14 protein-coding genes are annotated in these 24,954 nt (G+C 37.1%); 4 read left to right on the forward strand and 10 right to left on the reverse strand.

What is annotated here, in order from left to right; translation table 11 throughout:
* Positions 1-12: 12 nt before the first annotated feature.
* The 3 genes from LOK78_RS01435 to LOK78_RS01445 are packed head-to-tail and all read right to left on the reverse strand — an operon-like array spanning position 13 to position 5,616.
* Positions 13-3,210 carry an efflux RND transporter permease subunit gene (locus tag LOK78_RS01435; RefSeq protein WP_232633254.1) on the reverse strand — a complete coding sequence of 1,066 codons (3,198 nt, stop codon included), beginning with the start codon at positions 3,208-3,210 and terminating at the stop codon, positions 13-15.
* A 12-nt stretch (positions 3,211-3,222) separates the two neighbouring features.
* Positions 3,223-4,296: an efflux RND transporter periplasmic adaptor subunit gene (locus tag LOK78_RS01440; protein ID WP_232633255.1), complete on the reverse strand. Its 1,074-nt coding sequence runs from the start codon at positions 4,294-4,296 to the stop codon at positions 3,223-3,225.
* A gap of 9 nt (positions 4,297-4,305) precedes the next feature.
* On the reverse strand, positions 4,306-5,616 hold the full coding sequence (locus LOK78_RS01445; RefSeq protein WP_232633256.1) for a TolC family protein: 1,311 nt from the start codon (positions 5,614-5,616) through the stop codon (positions 4,306-4,308).
* Between the two features lie 179 nt (positions 5,617-5,795).
* Between LOK78_RS01445 and LOK78_RS01450 the strand changes: the two genes are divergently transcribed.
* From LOK78_RS01450 to LOK78_RS01460, 3 genes are all read left to right on the forward strand, one after another.
* Positions 5,796-6,530, forward strand: a complete 735-nt coding sequence (locus LOK78_RS01450; protein ID WP_232633257.1) for an energy transducer TonB — start codon at positions 5,796-5,798, stop codon at positions 6,528-6,530.
* 286 nt (positions 6,531-6,816) lie between these two features.
* On the forward strand, positions 6,817-7,812 hold the full coding sequence (locus LOK78_RS01455) for a serine hydrolase (RefSeq protein ID WP_232633258.1): 996 nt from the start codon (positions 6,817-6,819) through the stop codon (positions 7,810-7,812).
* A gap of 2 nt (positions 7,813-7,814) precedes the next feature.
* On the forward strand, positions 7,815-10,670 hold the full coding sequence (locus tag LOK78_RS01460) for an NTP/NDP exchange transporter (RefSeq protein ID WP_232633259.1): 2,856 nt from the start codon (positions 7,815-7,817) through the stop codon (positions 10,668-10,670).
* Here LOK78_RS01460 and LOK78_RS01465 read toward each other — a convergent pair.
* Complete coding sequence (locus tag LOK78_RS01465) at positions 10,665-13,553, reverse strand: PEP/pyruvate-binding domain-containing protein (protein WP_232633260.1); 2,889 nt, start codon at positions 13,551-13,553, stop codon at positions 10,665-10,667. The genes LOK78_RS01460 and LOK78_RS01465 overlap by 6 nt on opposite strands.
* 504 nt (positions 13,554-14,057) lie before the next feature.
* On the opposite strand from LOK78_RS01465, the gene LOK78_RS01470 reads away from it, so the two are divergent.
* Positions 14,058-15,986 (forward strand): glycoside hydrolase family 97 protein, encoded by a 1,929-nt coding sequence (locus tag LOK78_RS01470; protein ID WP_232633261.1) that lies wholly within the window; start codon positions 14,058-14,060, stop codon positions 15,984-15,986.
* Positions 15,987-16,058: 72 nt separating this feature from the next.
* Here the strand turns inward: LOK78_RS01470 and LOK78_RS01475 are convergent, their stop codons facing one another.
* The 6 genes from LOK78_RS01475 to LOK78_RS01500 are packed head-to-tail and all read right to left on the reverse strand — an operon-like array spanning position 16,059 to position 24,891.
* Positions 16,059-17,762: a sodium:solute symporter gene (locus LOK78_RS01475; protein WP_166957697.1), complete on the reverse strand. Its 1,704-nt coding sequence runs from the start codon at positions 17,760-17,762 to the stop codon at positions 16,059-16,061.
* Between the two features lie 22 nt (positions 17,763-17,784).
* Positions 17,785-18,957 carry an aldose epimerase family protein gene (locus LOK78_RS01480; RefSeq protein ID WP_232633262.1) on the reverse strand — a complete coding sequence of 391 codons (1,173 nt, stop codon included), beginning with the start codon at positions 18,955-18,957 and terminating at the stop codon, positions 17,785-17,787.
* 24 nt (positions 18,958-18,981) lie between these two features.
* Entirely contained in the window at positions 18,982-20,478 is a 1,497-nt protein-coding gene (gene araA / locus LOK78_RS01485; RefSeq protein ID WP_232633263.1) for an L-arabinose isomerase, read from the reverse strand.
* An 18-nt stretch (positions 20,479-20,496) separates the two neighbouring features.
* A complete protein-coding gene (locus LOK78_RS01490) occupies positions 20,497-21,198 on the reverse strand; it encodes an L-ribulose-5-phosphate 4-epimerase (protein ID WP_053971275.1) in 702 nt (233 codons plus the stop codon).
* Positions 21,182-22,873: a ribulokinase gene (locus LOK78_RS01495; RefSeq protein WP_232394042.1), complete on the reverse strand. Its 1,692-nt coding sequence runs from the start codon at positions 22,871-22,873 to the stop codon at positions 21,182-21,184. Before LOK78_RS01495 ends, LOK78_RS01490 begins: the two co-directional genes overlap by 17 nt.
* 56 nt (positions 22,874-22,929) lie before the next feature.
* A complete protein-coding gene (locus LOK78_RS01500) occupies positions 22,930-24,891 on the reverse strand; it encodes an alpha-L-arabinofuranosidase family protein (RefSeq protein WP_232633505.1) in 1,962 nt (653 codons plus the stop codon).
* Between the last annotated feature and the right edge of the window lie 63 nt (positions 24,892-24,954).

The raw sequence follows: 24,954 nt of genomic DNA on the forward strand, positions 1-24,954 counted from the left end.
ATACCTGTTTTTTTAATCTTGATAATTTTTACGTTCAATCATGTAGTAAACTAAAGGCACTACCAATAAGGTCAGAATGGTTGAAACAATGGTTCCTCCCATAAGTGAAATAGCCAACCCTTGAAAAATAGGATCAAATAGAATCACAAAAGCCCCTATAACAACCGTACCAGCTGTTAATAAAATAGGTGTGGTTCTTACTGCTCCAGCTTCAATAACTGCTTGTTTTAAAGGAATGCCCTCTGCCAACCTCAAATTCACAAAATCAATAAGCAAAACCGAATTTCGAACCATAATCCCCGCTAAAGCAATCATCCCGATAAAGGAGGTAGCTGTAAAGAAAGCTCCCATCATCCAATGTCCCAAGACAATTCCCACTAGGGACAATGGTATGGCAACCATCATTACAACGGGTGCTTTAAAGTTTTGAAACCACCCTACAATCAATATGTATATAATGATTATGACACCTAAGAAAGCTATACCTAAATCCCTAAAAACTTCTAAGGTAATTTGCCACTCTCCATCCCACTTAACGGTATAGTCATCTTCAAAACGAGGCTGCTTTATGTACAACTCATCCATAGCATACCCATCAGGCAAAGGAATATTTTGAAGTTTATCACTCATTCCTAAAATGGCATATACCGGACTCTCAAGCTTTCCTGCCATATCAGCCATCACATAAACAACTCTTTTCTGATTTTTTCTATAAATACTTTTGGCCTTAGTTACTTGTTGAATATCGACAAGGTCTGCGATGGGGACCATGCCTCCTTGATTGGAAGCCACTTTTAATTGTGAAATATCCATAAGAGTTGACTTTTCCTTCTCGTCTAAAGCAAGTACAATTCCTACTTGATGAACAGCATTCTTATCATACAAAGCAGCAACTGGCTTATTGGACAATGCCATATTCATGGTATACACAATTTGCTGGGGTGCAATACCATTTAACATGGCTTTTTCCCTATCAACGACAAATTGATACTCCACCTGGTCGTCTTCTACCATCCAATCAATATCAACCACATCATTGGTATTTTTAAGAATGTCCTGAACATGATTTGCCACTTCCATTTGTTGATCGTAATCGGGACCGTAGATTTCAGCAACAATGGTAGATAATACTGGTGGCCCTGGTGGAACCTCAACCAACTTGACATTAGCTTGATATTTCTTCGCAATCTTTTGAATATCAGGACGCATAGATTTGGCAATGTCATGACTTTGAACATCCCGATCATGCTTATCGGTTAAGTTTACCTGAATATCTGCCATATTACTACCTCCGCGTAAATCATAATGCCTTACCAAACCGTTAAAGGTTATTGGAGCAGAAGCCCCAACATAGCTTTGGTAGTTCACCACCTCAGGTCTTGTTGCTAAATATTGCCCAATTTCCCTTGCTACCACCGAAGTTCTTTCTAAAGTGGTTCCTTCTGGCATATCAATGACTACCTGAAATTCATTTTTATTATCGAATGGTAGCATTTTAACCGCCACGGATTTGGTAAAGAACAAAGACACAGAACCCAGAAGCAAGAAAATGGTAATTCCTAAAAAGGTCCAACGTTTGGTTTTATTCTCAATCAGTGGTTTTTCAAACTTCTCATACATTCTAAAAATAAAGGTTCCAGAAACATCCTTCTTCTCTGGGTCATCTTCAGCCTTTTTATCCTTTTCCCTTAAGAAAATATAACCTAGATATGGGGTAATCGTTAAGGCAACGAACAAAGACAACAACATGGCTATGGAAGCTCCTATTGGCATCGGACTCATATAAGGCCCCATTAATCCAGATACAAATGCCATTGGCAACACAGAAGCAATAACTGTAAAGGTTGCCAAAATGGTTGGGTTCCCAACTTCATTAATGGCATAAAGCGCTGCTTGCTTAAATGGGAGGCGTTTCATCTTGAAATGTCGATGCATATTCTCTGCAATGATAATGGAGTCATCCACCACAATACCCGTTACAAAGACCAAGGCAAACAGGGTGATTCTATTTAAGGTATAATCCAGTAAATAATAACTCAACAATGTCAATGCAAACGTTATGGGCACCGACAAAAAGACAACCAATCCACCTCGCCATCCCATGGCCAGCATAACCACTAAAGTAACTGCTATGATTGCCCCGATTAAGTGCATTAAAAGTTCTGACACTTTTTGAGAAGCAGTTTCTCCATAATTTCTCGTGATTTCAACATGAACATCATCAGGCACCAGATTTTTCTTTAAGTGCTCTACCTTGTCCAATATAACATCTGCAATTTTCATGGCATCGGCACCTTTTCTTTTGGCTATGGAAATGGTCACCGCTGGATATTCAGACTGAAATACATCCTGCTTTTCACTTGCTTGCCCAAACCCTAAACTCACATAATTCACGGGTATTTGAGGTCCGTCAAATACTTGGGCTACTTGTTTTAAATAAATAGGTTGTTGTTGCTGTACGCCAACCACCAAATTTTCTACATCTTCTATCGAATTTAAAAATTGACCTGTGGTCACAAAAAACTCTTCGTCATTTTTATCGAAAGTCCCAGCTCCCATTTGTTGGTTATTAGCTTGAATCATTTGAGAAACAGATAACATATCCAAACCAGCTGCCGCCAAACGATCTTTATCCAAAACCACACGCAACTCTCTATTTCTACCACCAATATCATGGGTTATTGCCACATCTTCCACTTTTTCAATCTCACTCTTAAGCTCCTGAGCTATTTGTTTCAATTGAAAATCATCATAATTATCACTCCATAATGTTAATGCCAGCATAGGCACATCATCAATGGCTCGTGTTTTAACCAAAGGCATCGTGACACCCTTGGGCATTTGGTCCATGTGCTTATTTATTTCATTGTAAAGTTTTACAAAAGAGCGCTCAATATCCTCACCTACATAAAACTGTACGATGACCATTCCTTGTTCTTCCATGGAAGTGGAATACACATATTCCACACCTTTTATATTGGAGATGATTTTCTCCAAAGGCTTAATCACCCTAGACTCTACCTCCGTTGGACTGGCACCAGCATATCCCACAAAAATATCTGCCATGGGCACATCAATTTGAGGTTCTTCTTCTCGTGGAATCAAAAACGAACTATATACACCAATCACCATGAAAACAATCATGAGAAGTACTGTAAGTTTAGAACTTATAAAGCCTTTGGCTATCTTACCAGCTAATCCTTCTTTCATCTTTATACTTGATTATTGAACCAATACTTTGGCACCATTAAACAATTTTCCTTCTGAAGATGTGATATACGACTCATCGATTGATAATCCCGACAGCACTTCAACCATATCTCCGTAAGTTCTTCCCAAACGCACCCATCTTAGTATAGCAGTCTGGCTTTCACTTACTGTATAAATCCCTGATAATTGCCCTTTGGTTACAAGTGCACTTTTAGGAACCAATACCACTTCTGATTGCTGTTTCTTCTCAACGGGAAATTGAACCGTAACAAACATACCCGACATAACATCATTAGACTCTTCCATTTGAATGGTCACCAAATATTGTCCCCCGGTATGTTTTGCTGACCTACTAACTTGAGATACGGTTCCTTTTAAAGTCTTATTGAGTGATTTCACTTGAATTTCTACTGAACTATCCTTTGTGATTTGGGAAATTTCAGTTTCTGGAACCATGGCGATCACCTCAAATTTATTTGGATTCTCAACGGTTATCAAGGGCATTCCAGGATTGGCCATATCGCCTTTTTTCACTGTTTTTTGAGTGACTACTCCTTCAAAAGGAGCGGTGATATTCACGTATGCAAATTGCGCATTTACTTCATTCTTCATTTGTTTTGCTGCCTCCATTCTGGCATTTGCCATTTGGTATCTTGCAGTCATATCATCTAATTCCTTTTGAGAAGCACTTTGTTGCTTATATAAGGTTTGGAATCTTTCATAATCTTTTTTAGCATTTTCATAAGCGGCTTTCGCTTCCAAAATACTAGCATCAACTTGAGCTCGCTTTGCTTGAAGATCTGAATTGTTAATGGAAACCAACAATTGACCCTTTTTAACTTGATCACCAACATGGACATAGACCTCATTAACGTACCCCATCATTCTGGTACTTAAATCAGCACTATTGACCGCTTGAATTTTTCCGCTTACAGCCAAAAAAGGATTCCCTTTATTGGAAGTCGCTTCATATACTTGCACCGGTATAGGTGATATATCCTTTTGACTATTCTTTTCTTCTTTCCCTCCACAATTAAATAAGGTTGCAACTAATAATAGAGTTGAGATGGTATATACTTTTTTCATGTGTTTGTTTTATTTAGTAAGAAACTGCACATAAGACTGTGCATAGTTGTATTCAAAAATCGTTTGATAATATTCTAGTTGTTTCTGAGCATATTGCGTCTCAGACATCAACAAATCGGTTGTTTTTTCCAACCCTTGTTCAAATCTATTTTTCCTAATTCGCAAGGATTCTTCCGACTGTTCCATAGCCAGTTTACTCAACACTAATTTATTTTTCGCATCTACGAGCATGCGTTTGGCTTTATTCAATTCCAATTGACTTTGCGAGACATACTGCTCATATTCTAATTGGGATTTTTGATATTCCGATTTGCTTTTTTGAGCCTTACCAAAACGTTTAGTCCCATTGAGAATATCCCAACTTAACTGGGCGCCCACTACATACCCATTAGAGCCCGCTTGAAAAATATGTTCATCATACAATTCATAACTCCCAAAGGCATTCAACCTAGGCAGAAAAGTCATTTTATCGGCCTGATACATGGTCTTGTAAGCATCTGTAGCCATAGCCATAGCCTTTATATCTGATCGATCCTCTGCAACAGAAGTATCGTTGAAATCATTCAAGTTTTCAACTTGCAAGCTATCAGTAGGTTTATAAATGAGATCCTGATTTGCATCCATTAAAAATGCTAAATAATTGGAGCCATTTTGGACATTGCTTTTTGCTATTTGAAGTTGGTTTTGGATTTCAGTAACGCGAACTTCAACGGCAAGTAAATCTGATTTTTGTAGGTAACCTTGATTAAAATTATCTGTTGCCATCTTATAATTAGCTTCTGCTGTTAGGAGTGCCTTTTCCAAAACCTCAATACCTTTATAAGCCAATTGCAATTGCATGTAGGCTTTATCAACTTCAAACACCATGTAATCTTCTGTGCGCTCTTGCTTTAAAGACATGGCGTCCATTTTAGATTTCGCCGCCTTCCGCTGGAGGAAACCATCCATATTGATTAATGGTTGTTGGATTTCAAATTTGGTAGCGAAATTTTGAACCGCATCTGGATTATTTAAAAGGTCTGGATTAAAATCTGAAGCCGTCAAGATACCCTGATTCAATTTTGACCCAAAAGCCATGAGAGGATTGGTAGTTGACAACCCAGTATGTGATGCTGTAATATTGGGAAGAAATACAGCATTGGTCTGTCTAAAATCAGCCCTAGCCTGAATAAAATCTTCCTGAGACATTTTAAGGGTTTGGTTATTTTCTTTTACTGCCGTTTGGGCCTCCATTTTTGAGATTGCCACCCTTTCCTGAGCATTCATATAGGAATATGAGATTATCAAGAGCAGTATTAATTTATAGGTATGATTCTTCATGTATCTTAAAATTTATAAAGCAAAAATACATTTGGCACTATCCGCTGTCAGTAACACATGTTACCTAAAACAAACCACTGTTTAGCAAGCCTTTAAAAATCCAACCTCATGACAAATGTCATATATTCCACGAAAGCGTTTTCGTAACTTTATATTAGAAAACAAAAACACTTTTAGTCATGTTACCTAAAAAAAATCCAGAAGTAGAAATTGGCCGAAATAGCGGTTTGTACTTCGCCATAGGGTTAAACATCATGCTATTATTTACCTATTTTGGTTTGAACTATAAATCCTATGAGAAAGACGTTTTGCTTGCCGACGTTTTACAAATGGAGCAGCAATTTGAAGAAGACATACCAATTACCAACTTAAATACACCTCCACCTCCACCTCCACCACCAGCTGCTGCTGCACCTGAAATTATAAATGTGGTAGAAGATGTGGAAGAAGTACAGGAATCAATTATAGAAAGTACTGAATCCAATCAGTCTGATAAAATTGAAGAAAAGGTAGTACAAGTGGATGAAGTTGAAGTGGAAGAAGTAGAGGAAGAAATTGATGTTCCTTTTGCAATAGTTGAATCAGTTCCTATTTTCCCTGGTTGTGAAGGCAAAAGCAACCAAGATTTAAGAGCTTGCTTCCAATCTGGAGTTCTAGGCCATGTTAAAAAGAACTTCAAATATCCAGAAGTTGCTTTACAACTGGGTATGCATGGTAGAGTCATGGTAAGTTTTACAGTTGACAGGGACGGACATGTGTCTGCCATTAAAACCCGAGGTCCAGACAAAATTTTGGAAGAGGAAGCCAGACGAATCATTAGCCTATTGCCTGCCATGGAGCCAGGTAAACAGCGTGGCAAACCAGTAAAAGTAACTTTCGGATTGCCTATAAACTTTAAATATGTTCCCCAATAGGGTAACTGGCAATATGTCGATTCGTTTTCTGCAAACCCATTAAGAAGTTCTTAATGGGTTTGTTTATGATATCATAACATCCAAAATCAAATTTAAAACGTAATATGATCTAGCTATCACATAATAAAAGAGCTTATTAAACGTTCAGTTTAAAGTTTGATAATTGGCAATTTAGATGTTTTAGGGTTAAACCCAAGTCGCAATCGATTTCTAATAATTTAACGTTAATAAATTTTAATTTTTAAAAAATAATTTTATCATTGCACTAGTTTTTAATGAGTTATAGATGATGAACAGACAAGAAAAAACGCGCCCCAGCACCAAATTTCACTTACTTTTTGTACTAGCCTTGGTAGCTTATTTGGCCATTTCATTTACTTCTACTTTTTCAAAAAATAGGTCTAACCTATCTGCTTTGAAAAAAATTGAATCATTAACTGAGGTCGATTATTCCCATTTGCCCATAGCTATCCCGGATGAAGATTTCAAGCCTTTGGACACCTATTCAAATAGTGATCTAACATCTGCCTTACAAAATGAATTATTCAAAAACCACCAATGGAAACGATTAATCGACAGCAAAAAAATGTCTGTTGGCATTGTGGATTTAAATAATCCTTCTCAACCGCGATTTGCTTCCATTAACGGCAGTGAAATGATGTATGCTGCGAGCTTACCAAAAATTGCTGTATTACTTGCTGCTGAAGACGCTTTGGAAAGAGGTGAATTAATAGAAAATACGCAAATCAAAAACGATATGCGATTAATGATAAGCAAATCAAACAACCAGGCTACTACGCGCATGATTGATTTGTTAGGTTTCCAGAAAATTGCTGATGTATTAACATCAAAAAGATATCACTTTTATCAAGAAAATCACGGTGGTGGATTATGGGTAGGCAAGAGATATGCTGCCAGCGGACCGACAAACAGAGAACCTTTAAAGAATTTAAGTCATGCGGCAACCGCAGACCAAGTTTGTAGGTTTTACTATATGATGGTTAATGGAAAATTGGTCAATGAAGAGCGCTCCAAGCACATGCTTGAAATGATGGGCAATCCTGAATTACATCACAAATTTGTTAATACCCTTGAAAGAATAGCTCCAAGTGCACAGTTGTTCAGAAAATCGGGATCTTGGAGAAATTGGCATTCCGATTCCATTTTGGTTTGGGATAGTGAAAGAAAATATATTTTAGTAGCTTTGATAGAGAATGAAGGTGGCGAACAGATCATCAGAAATTTAGTAACCCCTATTGAAAGGGCTATCAATGCTAGTTAACTATGCCAACAACACCTAAAAGGTTAACTTTATACCTTTTAAAAGTATTTGATATTACTGAAGATGAGCTGCAAAAAACCCTGTTATTGCAGCTCAATATTTTTCTAATCTTAACAACCCTCCTCATTGTTAAGCCTACTATTAATTCCCTATTCTTATCAGAACTTTCGGCCAGTGCATTACCTGCAGGTTATGTTTTAACAGCTATATTTGCCATCATTGGCTCTTTTTTTTACGATAAAGCCTTAGCTCATTTTTCCCTAAACAAAATCATCATAAGGACCTTAATAGGTTCCATTATCACCTTGGTCTTATTTTGTTTGGCCCTCAATTTTAAACTTAAATTAGGGCTTTTACTTTACATTCCCTATATCTGGGTTGCCATATATGGCCTTTTAACAACTTCTCAATTTTGGATTTTAGCCAACATCGTTTACAACGCTAGAGAAGCTAAACGCGTTTTTGGATTTATTGGAGCTGGAGCCATTGCTGGAGGCATTTTTGGAGGCTATTTGACTAGTGCTCTTTCAAGCTTCGTGAGTTCTGAAAACCTCTTATTGGTAGCTGCCTTTTTGCTTTTTTGGTGTATACCCATCACCAAATTCATTTGGAGTAAGGAAGTTGTTAGATTAAGCCATTATCAATTAGCACATTTAAAAAGTGAGCATATTGAGAAATCTCCTTTTAAAATGATTAAATCCTCTCCTCTTTTGAGTTCTATTGGGATTGTCATTGGAATTGGAGTTATTGTTGCTAAACTAGTAGATTATCAATACAGTCATTTTGCATCGGAAATAATAACAGACAAACAAGAACTTACTGCCTTTTTTGCTTTTTGGCTTTCTACCTTAAGTGTTATTTCCCTTTTGGTTCAGTTGTTTTTGACTAATCGAATTGTAGGAAGGTTAGGAGTTGGCAAGTCCCTTTTATGGTTACCTACAGGAATCTTAATTGGCTCTGTATTGCTTTTGTTTTTTCCAGAATTGTGGGTTGTCATCTTTATTAAAATAGCAGACGGAAGCTTAAAACAATCTGTAAATAAAGCGGCCACTGAGCTTTTAATGATTCCCGTTCCTCTTGAAGTTAAAAAGAAGACAAAAACCTTTATAGATGTTGTAATCGATAGTATTGCAACTGGTATTGCTGGTTTTCTCCTCATGTTTGTGATACATGTCTTTAAAGGCTCTTATTTCTTTGTAAGCATCTTAACAACTATATTTATTTTAGTTTGGATGTTTTTTATTTTCAGACTTAAAAAGGAATACATCAATGCCTTTAAATCGCTTTTAGAAAGGCCACACTCTAAAAGCAAAAAGCTGGAACAACCTAAAAAAGAGGTGCCTGTAAACACCATTGTTGGCTCTATAAAAAACGTGTTCAAAAACGGAAACGAGTCCCAAATCCTTCACATGCTCCATCGCACTTTAGAGACGCCTGACGAACGTTTTTTTGAAGATTTAAAAAATCTCCTTAACCATGATTCAGAAGCTGTAAGAGCATTAGCTATTGAAAACCTTTACTTTCTAAAAACTGATGATTTAAGTTCATTAATTGAGCCCTTGATTTTTGAAGAGGATCAAGAAATAACTACTCATGCACTTCGGTATATTATTAAGAATAAACCATCGGAAGCTTCAAATATTTTCAATAAATATTCCAAAATAAAGGACGATGAGTCCATAGAGAACGCTGTTCTTATTGCACTGTCTCAAGAATTACACAATAGTCCCACACTCCAGAAAAAATTTAATTTCACATCCACCTTAGAGGAAGCCGTTAATGAATGGATTCATTTTGAAGAAGGCCCAATAAAAACCAATAAGTTAAAAACCATTCTGGAAGTCATCGGCAATATTAAGACCAAAGAGTTCTATTCTATTATCACTCAATCGCTCGCTTCAAACCAAAATGATATTGTGATTCAGGCCTTAATTTCAGTTAAAGAAATAAAATCAAAAGATTTCATTGACCCCATGCTATCTAGACTTTGGGAAAAAACATTAAGAGATGAATTATTTGATGCCTTACATGCCTATGGGGAAGGCATCATCGATTATTTGACTAAATGTATTTTAGACGATAAAATATCTTTAAAAAATAGCCAATTCATTCCAAAAGTGATTGAGCAGTTTGAATCCCAAAAAGCAATAAATGCTTTAATCAAATTGATAGACACCACAGAACATTCTGTTTCCATTGAGGCTATTGAGTCCTTGAAACGGCTTAAATGGAAGCATAAAAACCTAAAAGTAAGGGATGGTTTTGTGATTGGCAAAATATTAGATGAATGCCAAGTGTATCAAAATATCTTATCGTCTTTACATTCGCAAATTATAATTAGCTACAAGGAAGCCAAAATTAATACCTCTCAGGAAATAGCAGCTAGAAAAGGATTGATGCAAATACTGGAACAACGTTTGGACAGGCAATTACATCGTATTTTTAGTTTTTTAGGTATAAAATACTTGCCAGAAGATATAGATCCTTTGTTGGATATCATTCGTTCTGGAGAGGAAGAACAACGCGCCTATGCCATCGAGTTTTTGGACAATCTCCTCAATATTGATTTGAAAAAGGAATTAATACCAATTGCTGAATCTGCCTTTATCGATAACGAGATTTCTGAAGATATTATTAAAAAACTAAACTTACAGGTTTACAGTGAGTACAAATGTTACCAAATTCTTCTGGAACGGCATGATATTAAAATTAAGCATGCTGTTCTTTACTTGATAGAAAAATCTGGTGAAAAACGTTTCATACCATTGGTCAAAATAGTACTAAACGACCCAAGTAAATTAATTAGAGAACAAGCTCTCCAAACCTTAAATATTTTGGATAATCAGCCCAATTTATAAGCTGACATCCAAAGCAATTTCTTTATTCAAATCAACATCAGGGGTGATAGATTGCAGATAATCTGAACTCAATGCATTTTTATTCTCTACAAATGGCCTCACTTGAAATAGCCATATTTTATTTTCCTTAAACCCTAACTCCACATCAAATGGTCCATGGATTCCCTTGGCTTCCATTTTTGATTCCAATTCTTCTCTAAATAAATTAAGTTGTTTGATATTCTGAACACTTAATATGGGGGTTTCAAACGTAGTCATCTTGGTTTCGATACCGCCCTCTTCTAATAATGATTTGTAAAAAGGTTCCCTTGCTGGCGCAATCAAATGGAACTCACCTTGATGTTTGACAGTCCATGTTTCAGCAGCCTGACCATCAACAGCACCGCCCACGCCTTTACTAAAAGCCACGGTTACTTCATCTGTTTTTCCGGTGGTGACCCCCTTCGTTATCATGACACCAGAATAATCATTGTTAACACCCGGGATTACTACAATGGATGGATATACATTTTCTGGATTGTTCAAAAGCTTTTGTCGCCATTTAAAGCTACGTTCCGTATAAGGGGAAGCCCAGACTGTTTTAATTCCATTTAGAATTTTCTCCTTTTCAAGGACATTAAATAAAGTTAAATTTAATCCTGCGCCCGTAAAATTCCCAAGATCTTCCATATTGGTATCACTTCTTAAAAATACGGCTTGCTCCCCAAAAGGAACTCCCAAAATACTATCAAAGGAGCGATTAATATCTTTTAGAAAACTATCTTTTAAAGACATTTGACTTATCAATTGTCTTAAGTTTTCCAATTCTGAAAGTTGATACGCTTCAATATTAGCATCGGTCTCTCCTGAAGACTTCATATTTTCAGCCTTAGCAAAAATACCGTTCAAATAATCCCAATAGGTTTGTTGTTCTCCTGGAATGGTTTGTTTCATGTGATCCAGAAAAATCCCAAACGGTATGACAAATCCCTCAACCACATCATCGGGAAAATTTTCTTTCAATTCTCCCAAATTTGCTGCCTTTGGTCCGCAATAGATTCCTGAGGATTTGGCATTTAATTCCCTTAGATTGATAATGGTTGTGCGATCTAATTTGATCTTATCTGTAGGAACCGTTATCATATTGGTATTTCGCTCCTTCTTTTCAAAAAGCTTCCGTTCGACTTCCGTCATATCCTTTTCCAATTTCATTATGACGTTCCCTTTATTGGAAACAGCATAAAAAACCGTTTGACCGTCAAAGGCTTTTAAGGTATTCACATTATCGCTGGATAAGGAGGTATTGGGGATTCCTAGATTTCTTGCTAATAACTGAAGATGTGAAACCAAATTACCTTCTGAAACATTTAAAATACCAGCTACAGGTTTCAAATCGGATGGTGGTCTCGCAAATACATAAATATGATTGGGATTAACGCTTAAATCTTCTGCCGAACCTTCAACCACGACCAACTTCCCATAAGCATACCCCGGATTTAACCCATGTAAATGACTTTGGTTGGAAATATCTAAAACTTGATTACTTAAAGAAGACTGTTCGGTAATAAACTGTCCTAGTTTTCCAATACTATTGCCAAGATATAAGGCCACCGAACCTCTAATACGGTCATCTAAAAAACTATGAACCAAAGGCTCAAATCCTTCATAAAGCTCTACTATTGGATTAAAAACCGCATTATTTTTACCTGTGCCCCATTCCAATTGATTTCGAGCAGCTACTAAAAAAGCATTGAGTTCTTCCAAGGTGGTATTTTTACCATCCACCGTACTCAAACTGGTTTGTAGCATCTCCCATTCCCAAGTTTCAGTGTACCCAGAAGCCGCAGATGCAGTGCTTAAATAACATATTTTATCGGTTAGGGTTGTTACATCATCATCGGGATATTCATCAATTTGTTTGGTAATTAGAGACTCTAGTTTTAAGGAAAGATCAAACAAAGCTAACCTACCTGCAACATTCTTTTCTTCTAAAATATGTTCTCGAATAAACCACATTAACTCTGAGGCACCCTGTATTTTCATTTGGGCGCTTTCGTTTTGATATAAAGAAATATAATTTTCAATCTGATTTCGAATTTGTTCTTCTTCAACATCCTGGAGATACTTCGTAAGAGACTCCACTTCAACTGGTTTAAAATATTCCTTCATGGTTTTAACCAGTTTATTAATTTGCTTGTTCAATTCTGGAGTCAAATTGGCAGCCTGCTTTTCCTTAAATGCCAATACATCTTGGATATCTGCTACTTGTGGCTGACCATGAATTTTGATTCTTAAATTCATAAAAGGCTCAAATTCATCCGCAATGGATTTAGATTCGCTTCGCATACGTAGCGTCACATTATCATCGCCAATATGTGGAATGTCTTTGATAGCTTGTCTCACAAAATAAAAGTGCTTCGCTATGTTTTCATCCTCTTTCAACAACCAATGAAAAAAATCTATTCCCCAAGCTGCTTCATCTTCTGCCTGAATAGCTCCTCTATAATACTGTCCCCGTCTATTTACCCAACCATCATCTACCGATTTTAGGTATTTTTCAATCATGTATTGTTTGATTCTTGAGTGGTAATTCTCCTGATCCCAAAATTCATCAAACGAGGTATAAGCAAGAATTTGTCCAAGAAAAATATGGCTCTTGTCACCCAAACCTTCCACCTCATCCTTATAGCGTGCATGTTGAATCCCTCCCTCCTCGCAGGGTTCTTTGGGCATTTGAATGGTGCTATCATCACAAAACCAACGAATATCTTTATAAGGACCTCTTGGATCCTTTTTATATTTGGAAATTAGGGATTTAACATGCTTATTATCAATCTGATAGGATGAATTTTGCGAAAATGCAATAAAAGGAATAAGTAAGGTGAAGATTAAAAGTGGCCTCATTGATTTTATTTTGATGGAAATCTAAATTACAAATTAAATGTTTGATTTAATACTCTAAACGATTAATTATTAATGGAAAGAGACGAGTAGACTCCAATAAAAAAGAGGGTTGCTTTACAACCCTCTTTTTCCCAAAACCTCATCAAACAAAAATTAGCCTTTGTTGAATTCTTTATTTTTCCACTAGAAATAAAGTCACTTTAAAAAAAGCCAATTAATGACAAATAAACTACAGTATAAAATTGGCAACGTGGCCAAACTGTAGAGTGGATATGAAAATTGAATTTTTATTTTTCCTTAACCACAGTGTAAAAATACAACCAGAATATCTATCAAAACATGACATTTGTCAACTTCTCAATTTTTTTTAAAATTTTTATCTAAAAATTATAAACCCTGTATTTTCGAGCTTTTTAAAACAAAATACTTATCATTTTAGCTTTCATATTTTCACAGAACTAGGTTATTTCCTATCTTTAAAATGTATTTTTCACACTTATACTAATGAAACATTTTTTTATCTGCAGTCTCCTCATAATTCTTTGGGGATGTCAAAAACATGACAAGTCTACCCAGCATATTTTGTCAAATGCTGATGGTAGCATAGAATTAACCTTCGATTTAAATAAAAATCTTCAACCCTACTATTTATTAAAATATCAGGGGAAAATGGTCTTAGACACATCAAGACTAGGCTTAAAAAGAACCGATGGGAATTTTGAAAGCCAGCTAAGTTTGGTTTCCGTTTCTGAACCTGAGACCATAACTGATTCGTACACTATGTTCCATGGTAAACAACAACAAATGGAATATCAAGCAAAACAGTATACGGTTCATTTAAAAAACAATCAAGACCAAGAATTTAATATCCTATTTCAATTATCCGAAAATGGGGTTGCCTTGAAATACCAATTTCCAGAAACATCAGAAGATTTAAAAAGGATTGAAGAAGAATTCACTTCTTACAAATTTGGACCTGAAACCAAATCTTGGTTGCAACCCATGGCCAAGGCCAAAACAGGATGGGAACATACAAACCCCTCTTACGAGGAGCATTATGAAATGGCTATTTCTCCAGACAAACCATCTCATATAGGTGAAGGCTGGGTTTATCCAGCCTTATTTGAAACAGATAGCGTTTGGGCTCTGATTTCTGAAACTGGCCTTAAGGAAAATTATTGTGGTTCTAGGCTAAAGTACAATGAGGAGTTAGGAGCCCTTCAGGTTACTTTTCCCCAAACAGAAGAAGTATTTCCGGGTGGTGCTTTAAATCCAGAATCTGTCACTCCATGGGAAACACCCTGGCGTATCATTACCATAGGATCCTTAGCAGATATTGCTGAAAGCACTTTAGGAACCGATTTAGCCGACCCGGCTATTGAAATGAATACAGATTTTATTAAAGGAGGCCTATCGTCTTGGAGTTGGGTGTTGCTAAAAGATGACTTCACGAATTATGAAACGTCCAAGAAATTTATTGATTATGCCTCAAACATGAATTGGGACTATTGTCTGATCGATTGTGATTGGGACCAAAAAATCGGATTTGAAAAATTAGCAGAACTCGCTTCTTATGCCCAATCAAAAGATGTCAAAGTTTTGGTTTGGTACAATTCGGCAGGAAGTTGGAATACCACTCCCTACACGCCAAGAAGCAAGCTTTTAACTCATGAGGCTCGAGAATCGGAATTCAAAAAATTAAAAGACATCGGTATTGCAGGGGTAAAAATTGACTTTTTTGGAGGCGATGGTCAATCCATGATAGCCTATTATCACGACATCCTAAAAGACGCTGCAGCCCATGAACTTCTTGTAAACTTTCATGGTACCACATTGCCGCGAGGATGGCAGAGAACCTATCCAAATTTAATGACCATGGAATCCATTAAAGGCGAGGAATTTGTCACTTTTGAACAAGTCAATGCAGATTTACAACCAAGTCATTGCGCCACCATCCCATTTACGAGAAATGTTTATGACCCCATGGATTTTACGCCGATGGTTTTAGACTCCATTCCAAGAATGCACAGAAGAACATCCAAAGCATTTGAGCTTGCTCTACCTATCCTATTTACCTCTGGTGTACAACATATGGCAGAGATACCAGAAGGCATGAGTAAACAGCCTGGGGAAGTTATTGAGTTACTTAAAAATATACCCGTAGATTGGGATGAATCCAAATTACTATCAGGATATCCAGGAAAAGATGCTGTTATGGCAAGAAGAAAAGGAAGCACATGGTTTGTGGTAGGAATAAATGGTGAAAATATCCCTAAAACCATTCCATTGGATTTGTCATTCACAGGTTCAAAAACGGGCACCTTAATTACTGATAAACAGAAAAACTCATTCCAAATTGAAAATGTTACCTCAGACCAATTAAAAGAAATAGAGCTTAACGGTTATGGTGGTTTTGTTTTAAAACTAGACTAAATTACATAAATACAAGAATAAAAAAACCGGGTAAATACCCGGTTTTTTTTATATGTCTATCTAACCATTAGATTACCAGAAGTAATAATAGAAAGCACCTGTGAACAATAGGATAATTACGGTATGAATCACATCCCAATGGTTCCAACTTGCTCGTACTTCGGCTCTTTCTTCCGGAGTAGATGTACCAAAAACCAATCCTTTTATTTTCTCAGGACTTGGTGCTTTAGTCATCATACTAACTCCAACTACAATTACAATACAGAACAAGAACATCCATCCACAGAAGAACAGCCAATTCAAGTCAAAGAACAGGTATTTAAATACCGAATCGGCGGCGTCCAAATTATTAGTGTAATATACCTTGGCTCCCAAACGGGTTAAACCAATTACCAAACCACTAATCAAGCCCCACATACCTCCTTGTGCTGTGGTTCTCTTCCAAGTGATTCCCAATAAGAATGCTGCAGCTATACCCGGCGCCAAAACAGATTGCACATCCTGTAAATAGGTATAAAGGACATCACCCACACTTCTCATAATTGGTATCCAAAGGATTCCTAAAATCACAATCACCAAAGTGGCTATTTGACCAATGGTCACTAACTTTTTCTCTGGGGTATTAGGTCTTATTTTTTTGTAAAAATCTATTGTAAATAACATCGCTGATGAATTAAACAACGAAGCCAAAGAACTCATTAAAGCAGCCAGAATACCGCAAACAACCAATCCCTTAACACCAGCAGGCAACAATTTAGCAACCATAGTTGGGAAGGCAGCATCGGCGTTTGGATTTCCATTTTCTAGAAAAGGTAAGAATCCCTCTCCTCCTGCACCAACACTTTGTTGATGGATAGCAAAGGCAATCATCCCTGGAATCAAAAACAAAAATACAGGCAACAACTTCAAATAAGCTCCAAAAATAGTTCCCCGTCTGGATTCCTTTAAATTTTTACCAGAAAGTACTCTCTGAACAATATATTGATCGGTACACCAATACCAAAATCCGATAATAGAAGAACCTATTAAAGCTCCCAACCAAGGGAAATTTGGATCTTTGTTACTTCTAATTAAATCTGTCATGGAATTACCATAATCATTTACGGTTACGGCACTTGTAATTTCCATCATTTTGTCCCAGCCACCTAACTCACGGAGTCCTAAAACCACGATTATTAAAGATCCTAAAAGAAGAATTGGGGTTTGTAAAACCGAGGTATAAAGTACCGATTTCATCCCACCAAAAATAGTATACAAAGCTGTAATAACAACCAATCCAATAGCTGCTATCCAAAAGAAATCGATTCCCCACAAGGTTTCAATTCCAAAAACCTGTTGAAAGACCAAACCTCCAGCATAAACCGTAACTGCTACTTTGGTCAACACATAACTAATCAGGGAAATTACTGAAAGTATGGTCCTAGATTCTTTATTGTATCTTCTTTCTAAAAACTCGGGCATGGTATACACCATACTTCGGGTGTAAAATGGGACAAAAACCCATCCTAAAATCAAAATCATCCAACCTTGGATTTCCCAATGTGCCATGGCCATTCCACTTGAGGCTCCGGCACCTGCCAAACCAATTAAATGTTCTGAACCAATATTTGATGCAAAAATGGAGGACCCTATTGCTATCCAAGTGGCGTCCTTACCACCTAGAAAATAGTCGGCCGAATTGGATTGTTTTTGCTTTACCACATAGACTATAATTCCTATGAGTACAACGGCAAATATTCCAATCACTAGCCAATCATATAATTCTAATGCTTGCATAAGTTTAGTTAGTTATAATGAGTTATTTAGTTGAAAATTTAAAAGTGGTTTTAGACTGATACGTTTCTCCAGGTTTTAAAACAGTTGTTGGAAATTCTGATTGGTTTGGAGAATCTGGATAATGTTGGGTTTCTAGACAAAATCCTGTTCTGTGTCCATAGGTCCCACCATTTGGCATAGGCAATGTTCCATCCAAAAAGTTACCTGTGTAAAATTGAATTCCAGGTTCATCGGTATATACTTCCATGAACCTTCCACTATTCGCCTCATAGGCAGAGGCAACCAATCGCATGCCTTCACCATTCAAAACCCAACAATGGTCATAACCTTTACCAAGATTCAATTGTTCATTTTCGGCATTAATTTCTTTACCAATTAATTTTGATTGTCTAAAATCAAACGGTGTACCTTCCACTTTTCTAATCTCTCCAGTTGGAATCAAAGTGGCATCAACTGGTAAATAAGCATCTGAATTCAATACAACTTCATGGTCTAATATTGTTTTAGAAAAATCTCCTGATAAATTAAAATAGCTATGTTGCGTTAAATTCACAACTGTTGTTTTATCAGTTTTAGCCTCATAAGATACCTCTAAGGCATCATCATTGGTCAAGGTATAAACAACCGTCACTTCTAAAGTTCCGGGAAAACCTTCTTCTCCATCTTTACTAGTATAAGTCAGTTTTAAAACGGCAGCATCCCCTCCTTCAATGGGCTCAGCATTCCAAACTACCCTATCAAAACCATTAACGCCTCCGTGAAGGGAATTAGGACCATCATTGGTTGCCAAAGTATATTCTGAACCATCCAAAGTGAATTTGGCATTGGCAATTCGATTCCCATAGCGTCCTATCAAGGCCCCAAAAAATGGGTTATCTCCTAGATAATCTTCTAAATTGTCAAACCCTAAAATGACATTCTCAAACGCTCCTTGTTTATTTGGAACTTTAAATGAGGTAATTCTTCCTCCATAAGTAATGACATTCATCTCAACTCCATTGCTATTCTTTAAAGTATATTGATCAACAGTTGTTGAATCAGGCATTTGCCCGAAGGTCGTTTTTGTTATTGTAGATTTATTCTCCACTTCCATTTCATTTTCTGTTTTTTGTTCCGTTTTACTGTCTTTACAACCCACATTGATAAAAATCAATGCAACCAATATACAATGTATGGAACGTTTTAAGATATTCATATAGATGGATTTTTAAAGTTAATCCTATTGGAACCTAAAATAGGCCTCATTAGAATGAATGGTGTTTTTAAAATTTCTGATGGTCGTATCTTCATCAATAACCAAAGATTCTATTCCAGCCATTTCAGCGAAATCTTCAAGTTGTTCCACACTCACATTCTCACTATAACACGTATGATGAGCACCTCCACCCAAAATCCAAGCCATACAAGCTGTTTCAAAATCAGGAAGTGGTTTCCACATGATTCTAGCTACGGGCAATTTAGGCAAAGCTTCTTTAACTTTTTCTCCCACTGTTTTATTAACCAACAATCTAAATCTGTTGCCAAAGTCCATTAAAGCCGCCACCAAAGAGTCACCTTCCCTTCCGTTGAAAACAAGACGCACAGGGTCTTCTTTACCTCCAATTCCTAAAGGATGTACTTCACAACTAGGTTTATCTGCCGCCAAAACTGGATCTACTTCTAACATATGTGAACCTAAAATTCTTGGAGCTTTTGGATCTAGGTGATAGGTATAATCTTCCATGAAGGCATTTCCACCTTCCAAACCAGACCCCATCACTTTCATAGCTCTTACCAATGCTGCTGTTTTCCAATCGCCTTCTCCAGCAAAACCAAACCCTTTTTCCATCAACCTTTGAACGGCAATTCCAGGTAATTGTCTCATTCCATGTAAATCTTCAAAAGTATCTGTAAACCCTTTAAAGCCTCCATCAACCAAGAATTTTTCCAATCCAAGCTCTATTCTTGCAGCCTCGACTAAAGAGCTTCTATTGGCTCCACCCTCCAAAAGGCTATCAGCCATATGATAAGACGATTCATATTCTTTTACCAAAGTATCTATTTGCTCATCAGTAACTGCATTGATAAATTCAACCAAATCACCCACAGCATAGGTGTTTACAGAAAAACCAAATTTGGTTTCAGCTTCTACTTTATCTCCATCTGTCACCGCAACAAATCGCATATTATCACCAAAACGTGCAAATTTTGCTCCTTGCCAATCATCCCAACCAGCTGCTACACGTGTCCAATCTCCAATTTGTTTTTGAACAGAATCTTCATTCCAGTGTCCAACAACAACCTTTCTGTTCTTTCTAAGGCGACTTACCATAAATCCAAACTCACGATCGCCATGGGCCGCTTGATTTAAATTCATAAAATCCATATCAATAGTTCCCCAAGGAATATCTCTGTTGAATTGGGTATGTAAATGAAGCATCGGTTTTTGAAGTGCAGTTAAGCCTCTTATCCACATTTTTGCTGGTGAAAACGTATGCATCCATGTGATAATCCCGATACAGTTTTCAGCTTGATTCGCTGCTGTAAGCGTTTCATATATTTCCTCAGTTGATTTGACCGTTGGTTTAAAAACCACATTGACTGGAATCAATGAAGAATCGTTAAGAGCCTTTGCTATGGTTGTTGAATTTTGCGCTACTTGCTCTAAAGTTTCTGGTCCGTATAGGTGTTGGCTTCCTGTTATAAACCAAACTTCCTTTGTTGATATATCTATCATGAGATTAAGTTTTAATATTTATTGACCGTAATAGGCATTTTTACCATGTTTACGCTCGTAGTGTTTTTTAATTAATGAATCTTTTAATCGAGGTGCTTCAGGATTAATCTGCAATGTCAAATAGGCCATTTCAGCTACTACCTCTAATACTTTGCTATTATATACAGCTTTATCAGCATTTTTACCCCAGGTAAAAGGTCCATGGTTTCCAATAAGCACCATTTCGACCTCTTGGTGAGACAGATTTTTTTCTTTGAAACAATCAATGATTTGAATGCCTGTATTGTGTTCATAATTACCCGCAATCAAATCATCACTCATAGGTGGCGCACAAGGTATATCAGCTGTTAAGTGGTCGGCATGAGTAGTCCCAAAAATTGGAACATCCCTTTGTGCTTGTGCCCAAGAAACGGAATACTTGGCATGAGTATGGGCGATACCTCCAATATCATCCCAGTTTTTGTATAAAAACGAATGCGTTTTGGTATCAGAAGATGGTCTCATACTGCCTTCTACTATATTATTATCATAATCTAGAATGACTATGTCTTCTGGTTTTAAAACCTCATAAGGAACGCCACTTGGTTTAATGGCAAATACACCATTTTGACGATCTACAGCACTAACATTTCCGAAGGTATACACAACCAAGTCAAGAGCATTGAGTTGCATATTGGCTTCATAACATTCTTCTTTTAATGATTTATACTTGGTGCTCATATTTCTTTTGATTTAAAGTACTTTCAATAAATGCCGCCAAGGTCTTGTAGGACTCCATATAATTGGCGTAAATTTTCACTTGTTCTGACTGTGGAAAATATTCAGCTTCAAAATCACTTCCCATCACCTTGCTTGCCTCAATAACATCTTCATATATGCCTGCCGCAACTGCTGCGTAGATAGCAGCTCCTAAAGCAGGTGCTTGATCAGACTCGGCAACTTTAATAGGCATGTTCAAGACATTTGCCAAGGTCTGCATAATGAACGGGGATTTTCTAGCTACACCACCAATGCCGATGACGGAATCAATATTCACACCTTCACTTTCAAAACGATCAACAATCATTTTAGATCCAAAACAAATAGAGTTCACTAAAGCTTTGAAAATGTGAGGTGCTTTGGTCCCTAAGGATATTCCAGAAATGGCACTCTTCAACTCTTGATTAGCGTCTGGAGTTCGTCTTCCGTTGACCCAATCCAAGGCAATTGGAATAGCCTCAGAAATAGGTATACGCTCTGCCTGTTCTGCTAAGGTTCTAATAAACTTAGCTTCTATTTCGTCATTTAGGGATTTCTTTTGATCATCGGTCAAAACATTTGAGGTCATTACCAAATTATCTATGGGCCAGGAAAGGACATCCTTAAACCAAGCCAATACATCACCAAATGCTGATTGTCCTGCTTCCAAACCAATCATCCCGGGAATCACAGAACCATCTACTTGTCCGCAAATTCCTTTCACACAATTATCTCCAATCACCTCGTTGGGGGATACCATAATATCACAGGTTGAAGTTCCCATAACGCGAACCAACGCATTGTGATCTACTTTAGCTCCAACCGCTCCTGAATGCGCATCAAAAGTTCCAACGGCAATGATCGTTTTGGTTGTAAGTCCCAATTTTTCCGCCCATTCTTCGTTTAAATGACCTGCTATATCATCTGATGTGAACGTGTGTTCGTATAAGTTATCCTTTAAATCTGCCAAATAAGGATCTAACTGGGATAAAAATTCCTTGGCAGGCAGACCGCCCCAGCTCTCATGCCACATGGCTTTATGTCCTGCCGCACATCGACTTCTTTTAAAAGATTTTAAATCCTTATTATCAGCTAAAAGGTAGGTTATGAAATCACAATGTTCCATCCAAGTATGAGCCTGTTCCTTCACTTGTTTATCTTCTCTTGCTATATGCAAAATCTTGGCCCAGAACCATTCTGAAGAATAAATACCCCCTTCAAACTTGGTGTAATCTTCACCTCCCCAAGAGCGAGCCAATTCATTAATTTCATTGGCCTCTTTTACTGATGTATGATCTTTCCAAAGCACCATCATGGCGTTTGGGTTTTCTTCAAATCCTTCTACTAAAGCCAATGGAGTCCCATCAACAGTCAAAGGCATAGGAGATGATCCTGTGGTATCAATACATATCCCTTTAACAGCTTCGGGATTAACACCACTTTGGTTCATTACAGAAGTAATAGTATGCTCCAATCCCTCAATATGATCCAGGGGATGTTGACGGAACTGATTAATTCCTGGATTGCAATATTTATTTTGCTTCCATCTAGGATACCAAAAAACCTCTGAAGCCAATTCTGCACCATTTTGGGTATCAATTAAAACGGCACGAACAGAATCTGAACCGTAATCTAACCCTATAACATATGTTTTCATCTTTACTACTTTAGTTTGCTTAACAAAGATACGTTTTAGATTAATTTAAGTGTATTTTATACACTTTTAATTTTTACTTTTAACATATTTACTGAGTTAGACTGTAATTCTAACTCAATTTGCTCATCATTTACATTGATTTCAATTGATTTTGGGCTAATTTTTTCTGGAGTTTCAAATGTGTTTGAATCTGATAATTCCTCGCTTTTTAAAACAACATGTTCGGCTGTATCATGAATAGCTCCATTTTGTATTCCAATTTGAATCTTCTGACTCCATTTGGAAGCATTAATGATCTTTATAATCAACTCTCCAGTGTTGCTATCTTTTACGGCTGACGCATACAAATCACCCTCACCTGCGAGCACTTCCCCATTTTTTGTAATATGGACCACATCGGTACCAGGGTTATTAGCGAAAAGTTTTTGAACATAATAATTGGGTGTACCATAAGACTCCAAGTTATTAAACCAGATCATATCGGGAGCCCATTGAAATGCGTCAATATGAGCCATTAAAGGTGCGTAAGATGTCATTGTTACCACATCTGCATTACGTTCCAAACCAGTCATAAAAGCAGCTTCAGCAAGTGCGCCTTCCCAATTGTTTTCCTTGGGGCCATCTTCCACATCTTTCGGATGCGCTGCATATTCACCTGCAAAAACTTTTGGTCCCTTACGGTCATAGCCATCATACCTGGCTGCATTTTCTAAAAACCACTCGGGTGATCGGTAATAGTGTTCATCAACAATTTCAGCATTCATGGCCTTAAGCTGTTCCCAACCGTACTCGAAATAATCTCCATCAGGAAATGGACCACTACCAGACACAATCACAATCTCTGGATAGACTTCTTTAATCGCTTGATGAAAGACTTTATATCGATCTATGTAAACTTCTCCCCATTGTTCATTACCTATTCCTATGTATTTTAAGTTGAATGGTTCAGGATGTCCCATTTCTGCACGCAGTTTTCCCCATTCTGTAGAAACACTTCCATTGGCAAATTCTATTAAATCCAAAGCATCTTGTACATAGGGATCCAATTCTTCCATAGGGACAAGTTCACCTGTATTAAATTGGCAGGCAATCCCGCAACTTAAAATAGGCAATGGTTCTGCACCTAAATCTTCAGAAAGCTGGAAATATTCAAAGAAGCCCAATCCAAAACTTTGATAATAATCTGGAGTGAATTTGTGCATAAATTCGGTATTCCAACGGTTTACCAATACCTCACGATCTATTATATCTCCAACTGTTTTTTTCCATTGGTAACGTCTTTCCAAAGTTCTACCTTCAACGATACAGCCTCCTGGAAATCTCAAAAACCCAGGATTTAAATCAGCTAATAATTGCACTAAGTCTTTTCTCAACCCTCTTTCTCTTCCTTTCCATGTATCTTCTGGAAACATGGAAATCATATCCAAATCAATAACTCCTGTACCCTCAAATGTCAATTTAAGCTGCGCTTTTCCATAAGTTTTTGAGGCAGTTAATTGAGCCTTGTAGTTTTTCCAAGTTTCACCATCGGGAATAATAAATGCTTCACCTAAAACATTTTGAAGTGTATCTATTAATTGAACTTGTATTTTTTTGATTTCACCGCTTACTTTTTTGGCATCAAGCGTCAAGTTATATTTCCCATCTTTTTTGACACCCATACCACGGAATCCTTCATTAATTAATTCGTAGTTCGGTCCTTTCACCTCAACACGAGCATAGCGATGGTTGAAATTTTCACCAGTATATTGAATAGGATTTAAGATCCCAGATTCATTATTATGACTGTGTTTATTGCTATTTGGTTCACTCCATCCCATTTTTGGCAACAAAAATTCAAACGAGCGATTTTTAATCATTTCAGCATATAACCCTCCATCTGCGGCAAAGTTGATGTCTTCAAAGAAAATACCATACATGGTTGGTTGGACTTTTATCCCAGTATCACTTAAGTCCACCTGCAAATGAGCCACTTCTGTAGACCCAGAACCTTTTTCTGGAGTTGCTTCCTGCTCCATGCAACTCAAACAAATCCCAAGAGTTATGGCAATTAAAAACGTGTATTTAAAAAATGAATGTTT

The sequence above is a fragment of the Mangrovimonas futianensis genome (assembly GCF_021245805.1).
Classification (GTDB): domain Bacteria; phylum Bacteroidota; class Bacteroidia; order Flavobacteriales; family Flavobacteriaceae; genus Mangrovimonas; species Mangrovimonas futianensis.

Bases quoted from the DNA above. Each gene is read 5' to 3' on its own strand.
- LOK78_RS01435 (WP_232633254.1), bottom strand. From the start codon at position 3,210: ATGAAAGAAGGATTAGCTGGTAAGATAGCCAAAGGCTTTATAAGTTCT.
- LOK78_RS01440 (WP_232633255.1), bottom strand. From the start codon at position 4,296: ATGAAAAAAGTATATACCATCTCAACTCTATTATTAGTTGCAACCTTA.
- LOK78_RS01445 (WP_232633256.1), bottom strand. From the start codon at position 5,616: ATGAAGAATCATACCTATAAATTAATACTGCTCTTGATAATCTCATAT.
- LOK78_RS01450 (WP_232633257.1), top strand. From the start codon at position 5,796: ATGTTACCTAAAAAAAATCCAGAAGTAGAAATTGGCCGAAATAGCGGT.
- LOK78_RS01455 (WP_232633258.1), top strand. From the start codon at position 6,817: ATGATGAACAGACAAGAAAAAACGCGCCCCAGCACCAAATTTCACTTA.
- LOK78_RS01460 (WP_232633259.1), top strand. From the start codon at position 7,815: ATGCCAACAACACCTAAAAGGTTAACTTTATACCTTTTAAAAGTATTT.
- LOK78_RS01465 (WP_232633260.1), bottom strand. From the start codon at position 13,553: ATGAGGCCACTTTTAATCTTCACCTTACTTATTCCTTTTATTGCATTT.
- LOK78_RS01470 (WP_232633261.1), top strand. From the start codon at position 14,058: ATGAAACATTTTTTTATCTGCAGTCTCCTCATAATTCTTTGGGGATGT.
- LOK78_RS01475 (WP_166957697.1), bottom strand. From the start codon at position 17,762: ATGCAAGCATTAGAATTATATGATTGGCTAGTGATTGGAATATTTGCC.
- LOK78_RS01480 (WP_232633262.1), bottom strand. From the start codon at position 18,957: ATGAATATCTTAAAACGTTCCATACATTGTATATTGGTTGCATTGATT.
- araA (WP_232633263.1), bottom strand. From the start codon at position 20,478: ATGATAGATATATCAACAAAGGAAGTTTGGTTTATAACAGGAAGCCAA.
- LOK78_RS01490 (WP_053971275.1), bottom strand. From the start codon at position 21,198: ATGAGCACCAAGTATAAATCATTAAAAGAAGAATGTTATGAAGCCAAT.
- LOK78_RS01495 (WP_232394042.1), bottom strand. From the start codon at position 22,873: ATGAAAACATATGTTATAGGGTTAGATTACGGTTCAGATTCTGTTCGT.
- LOK78_RS01500 (WP_232633505.1), bottom strand. From the start codon at position 24,891: ATGGAGCAGGAAGCAACTCCAGAAAAAGGTTCTGGGTCTACAGAAGTG.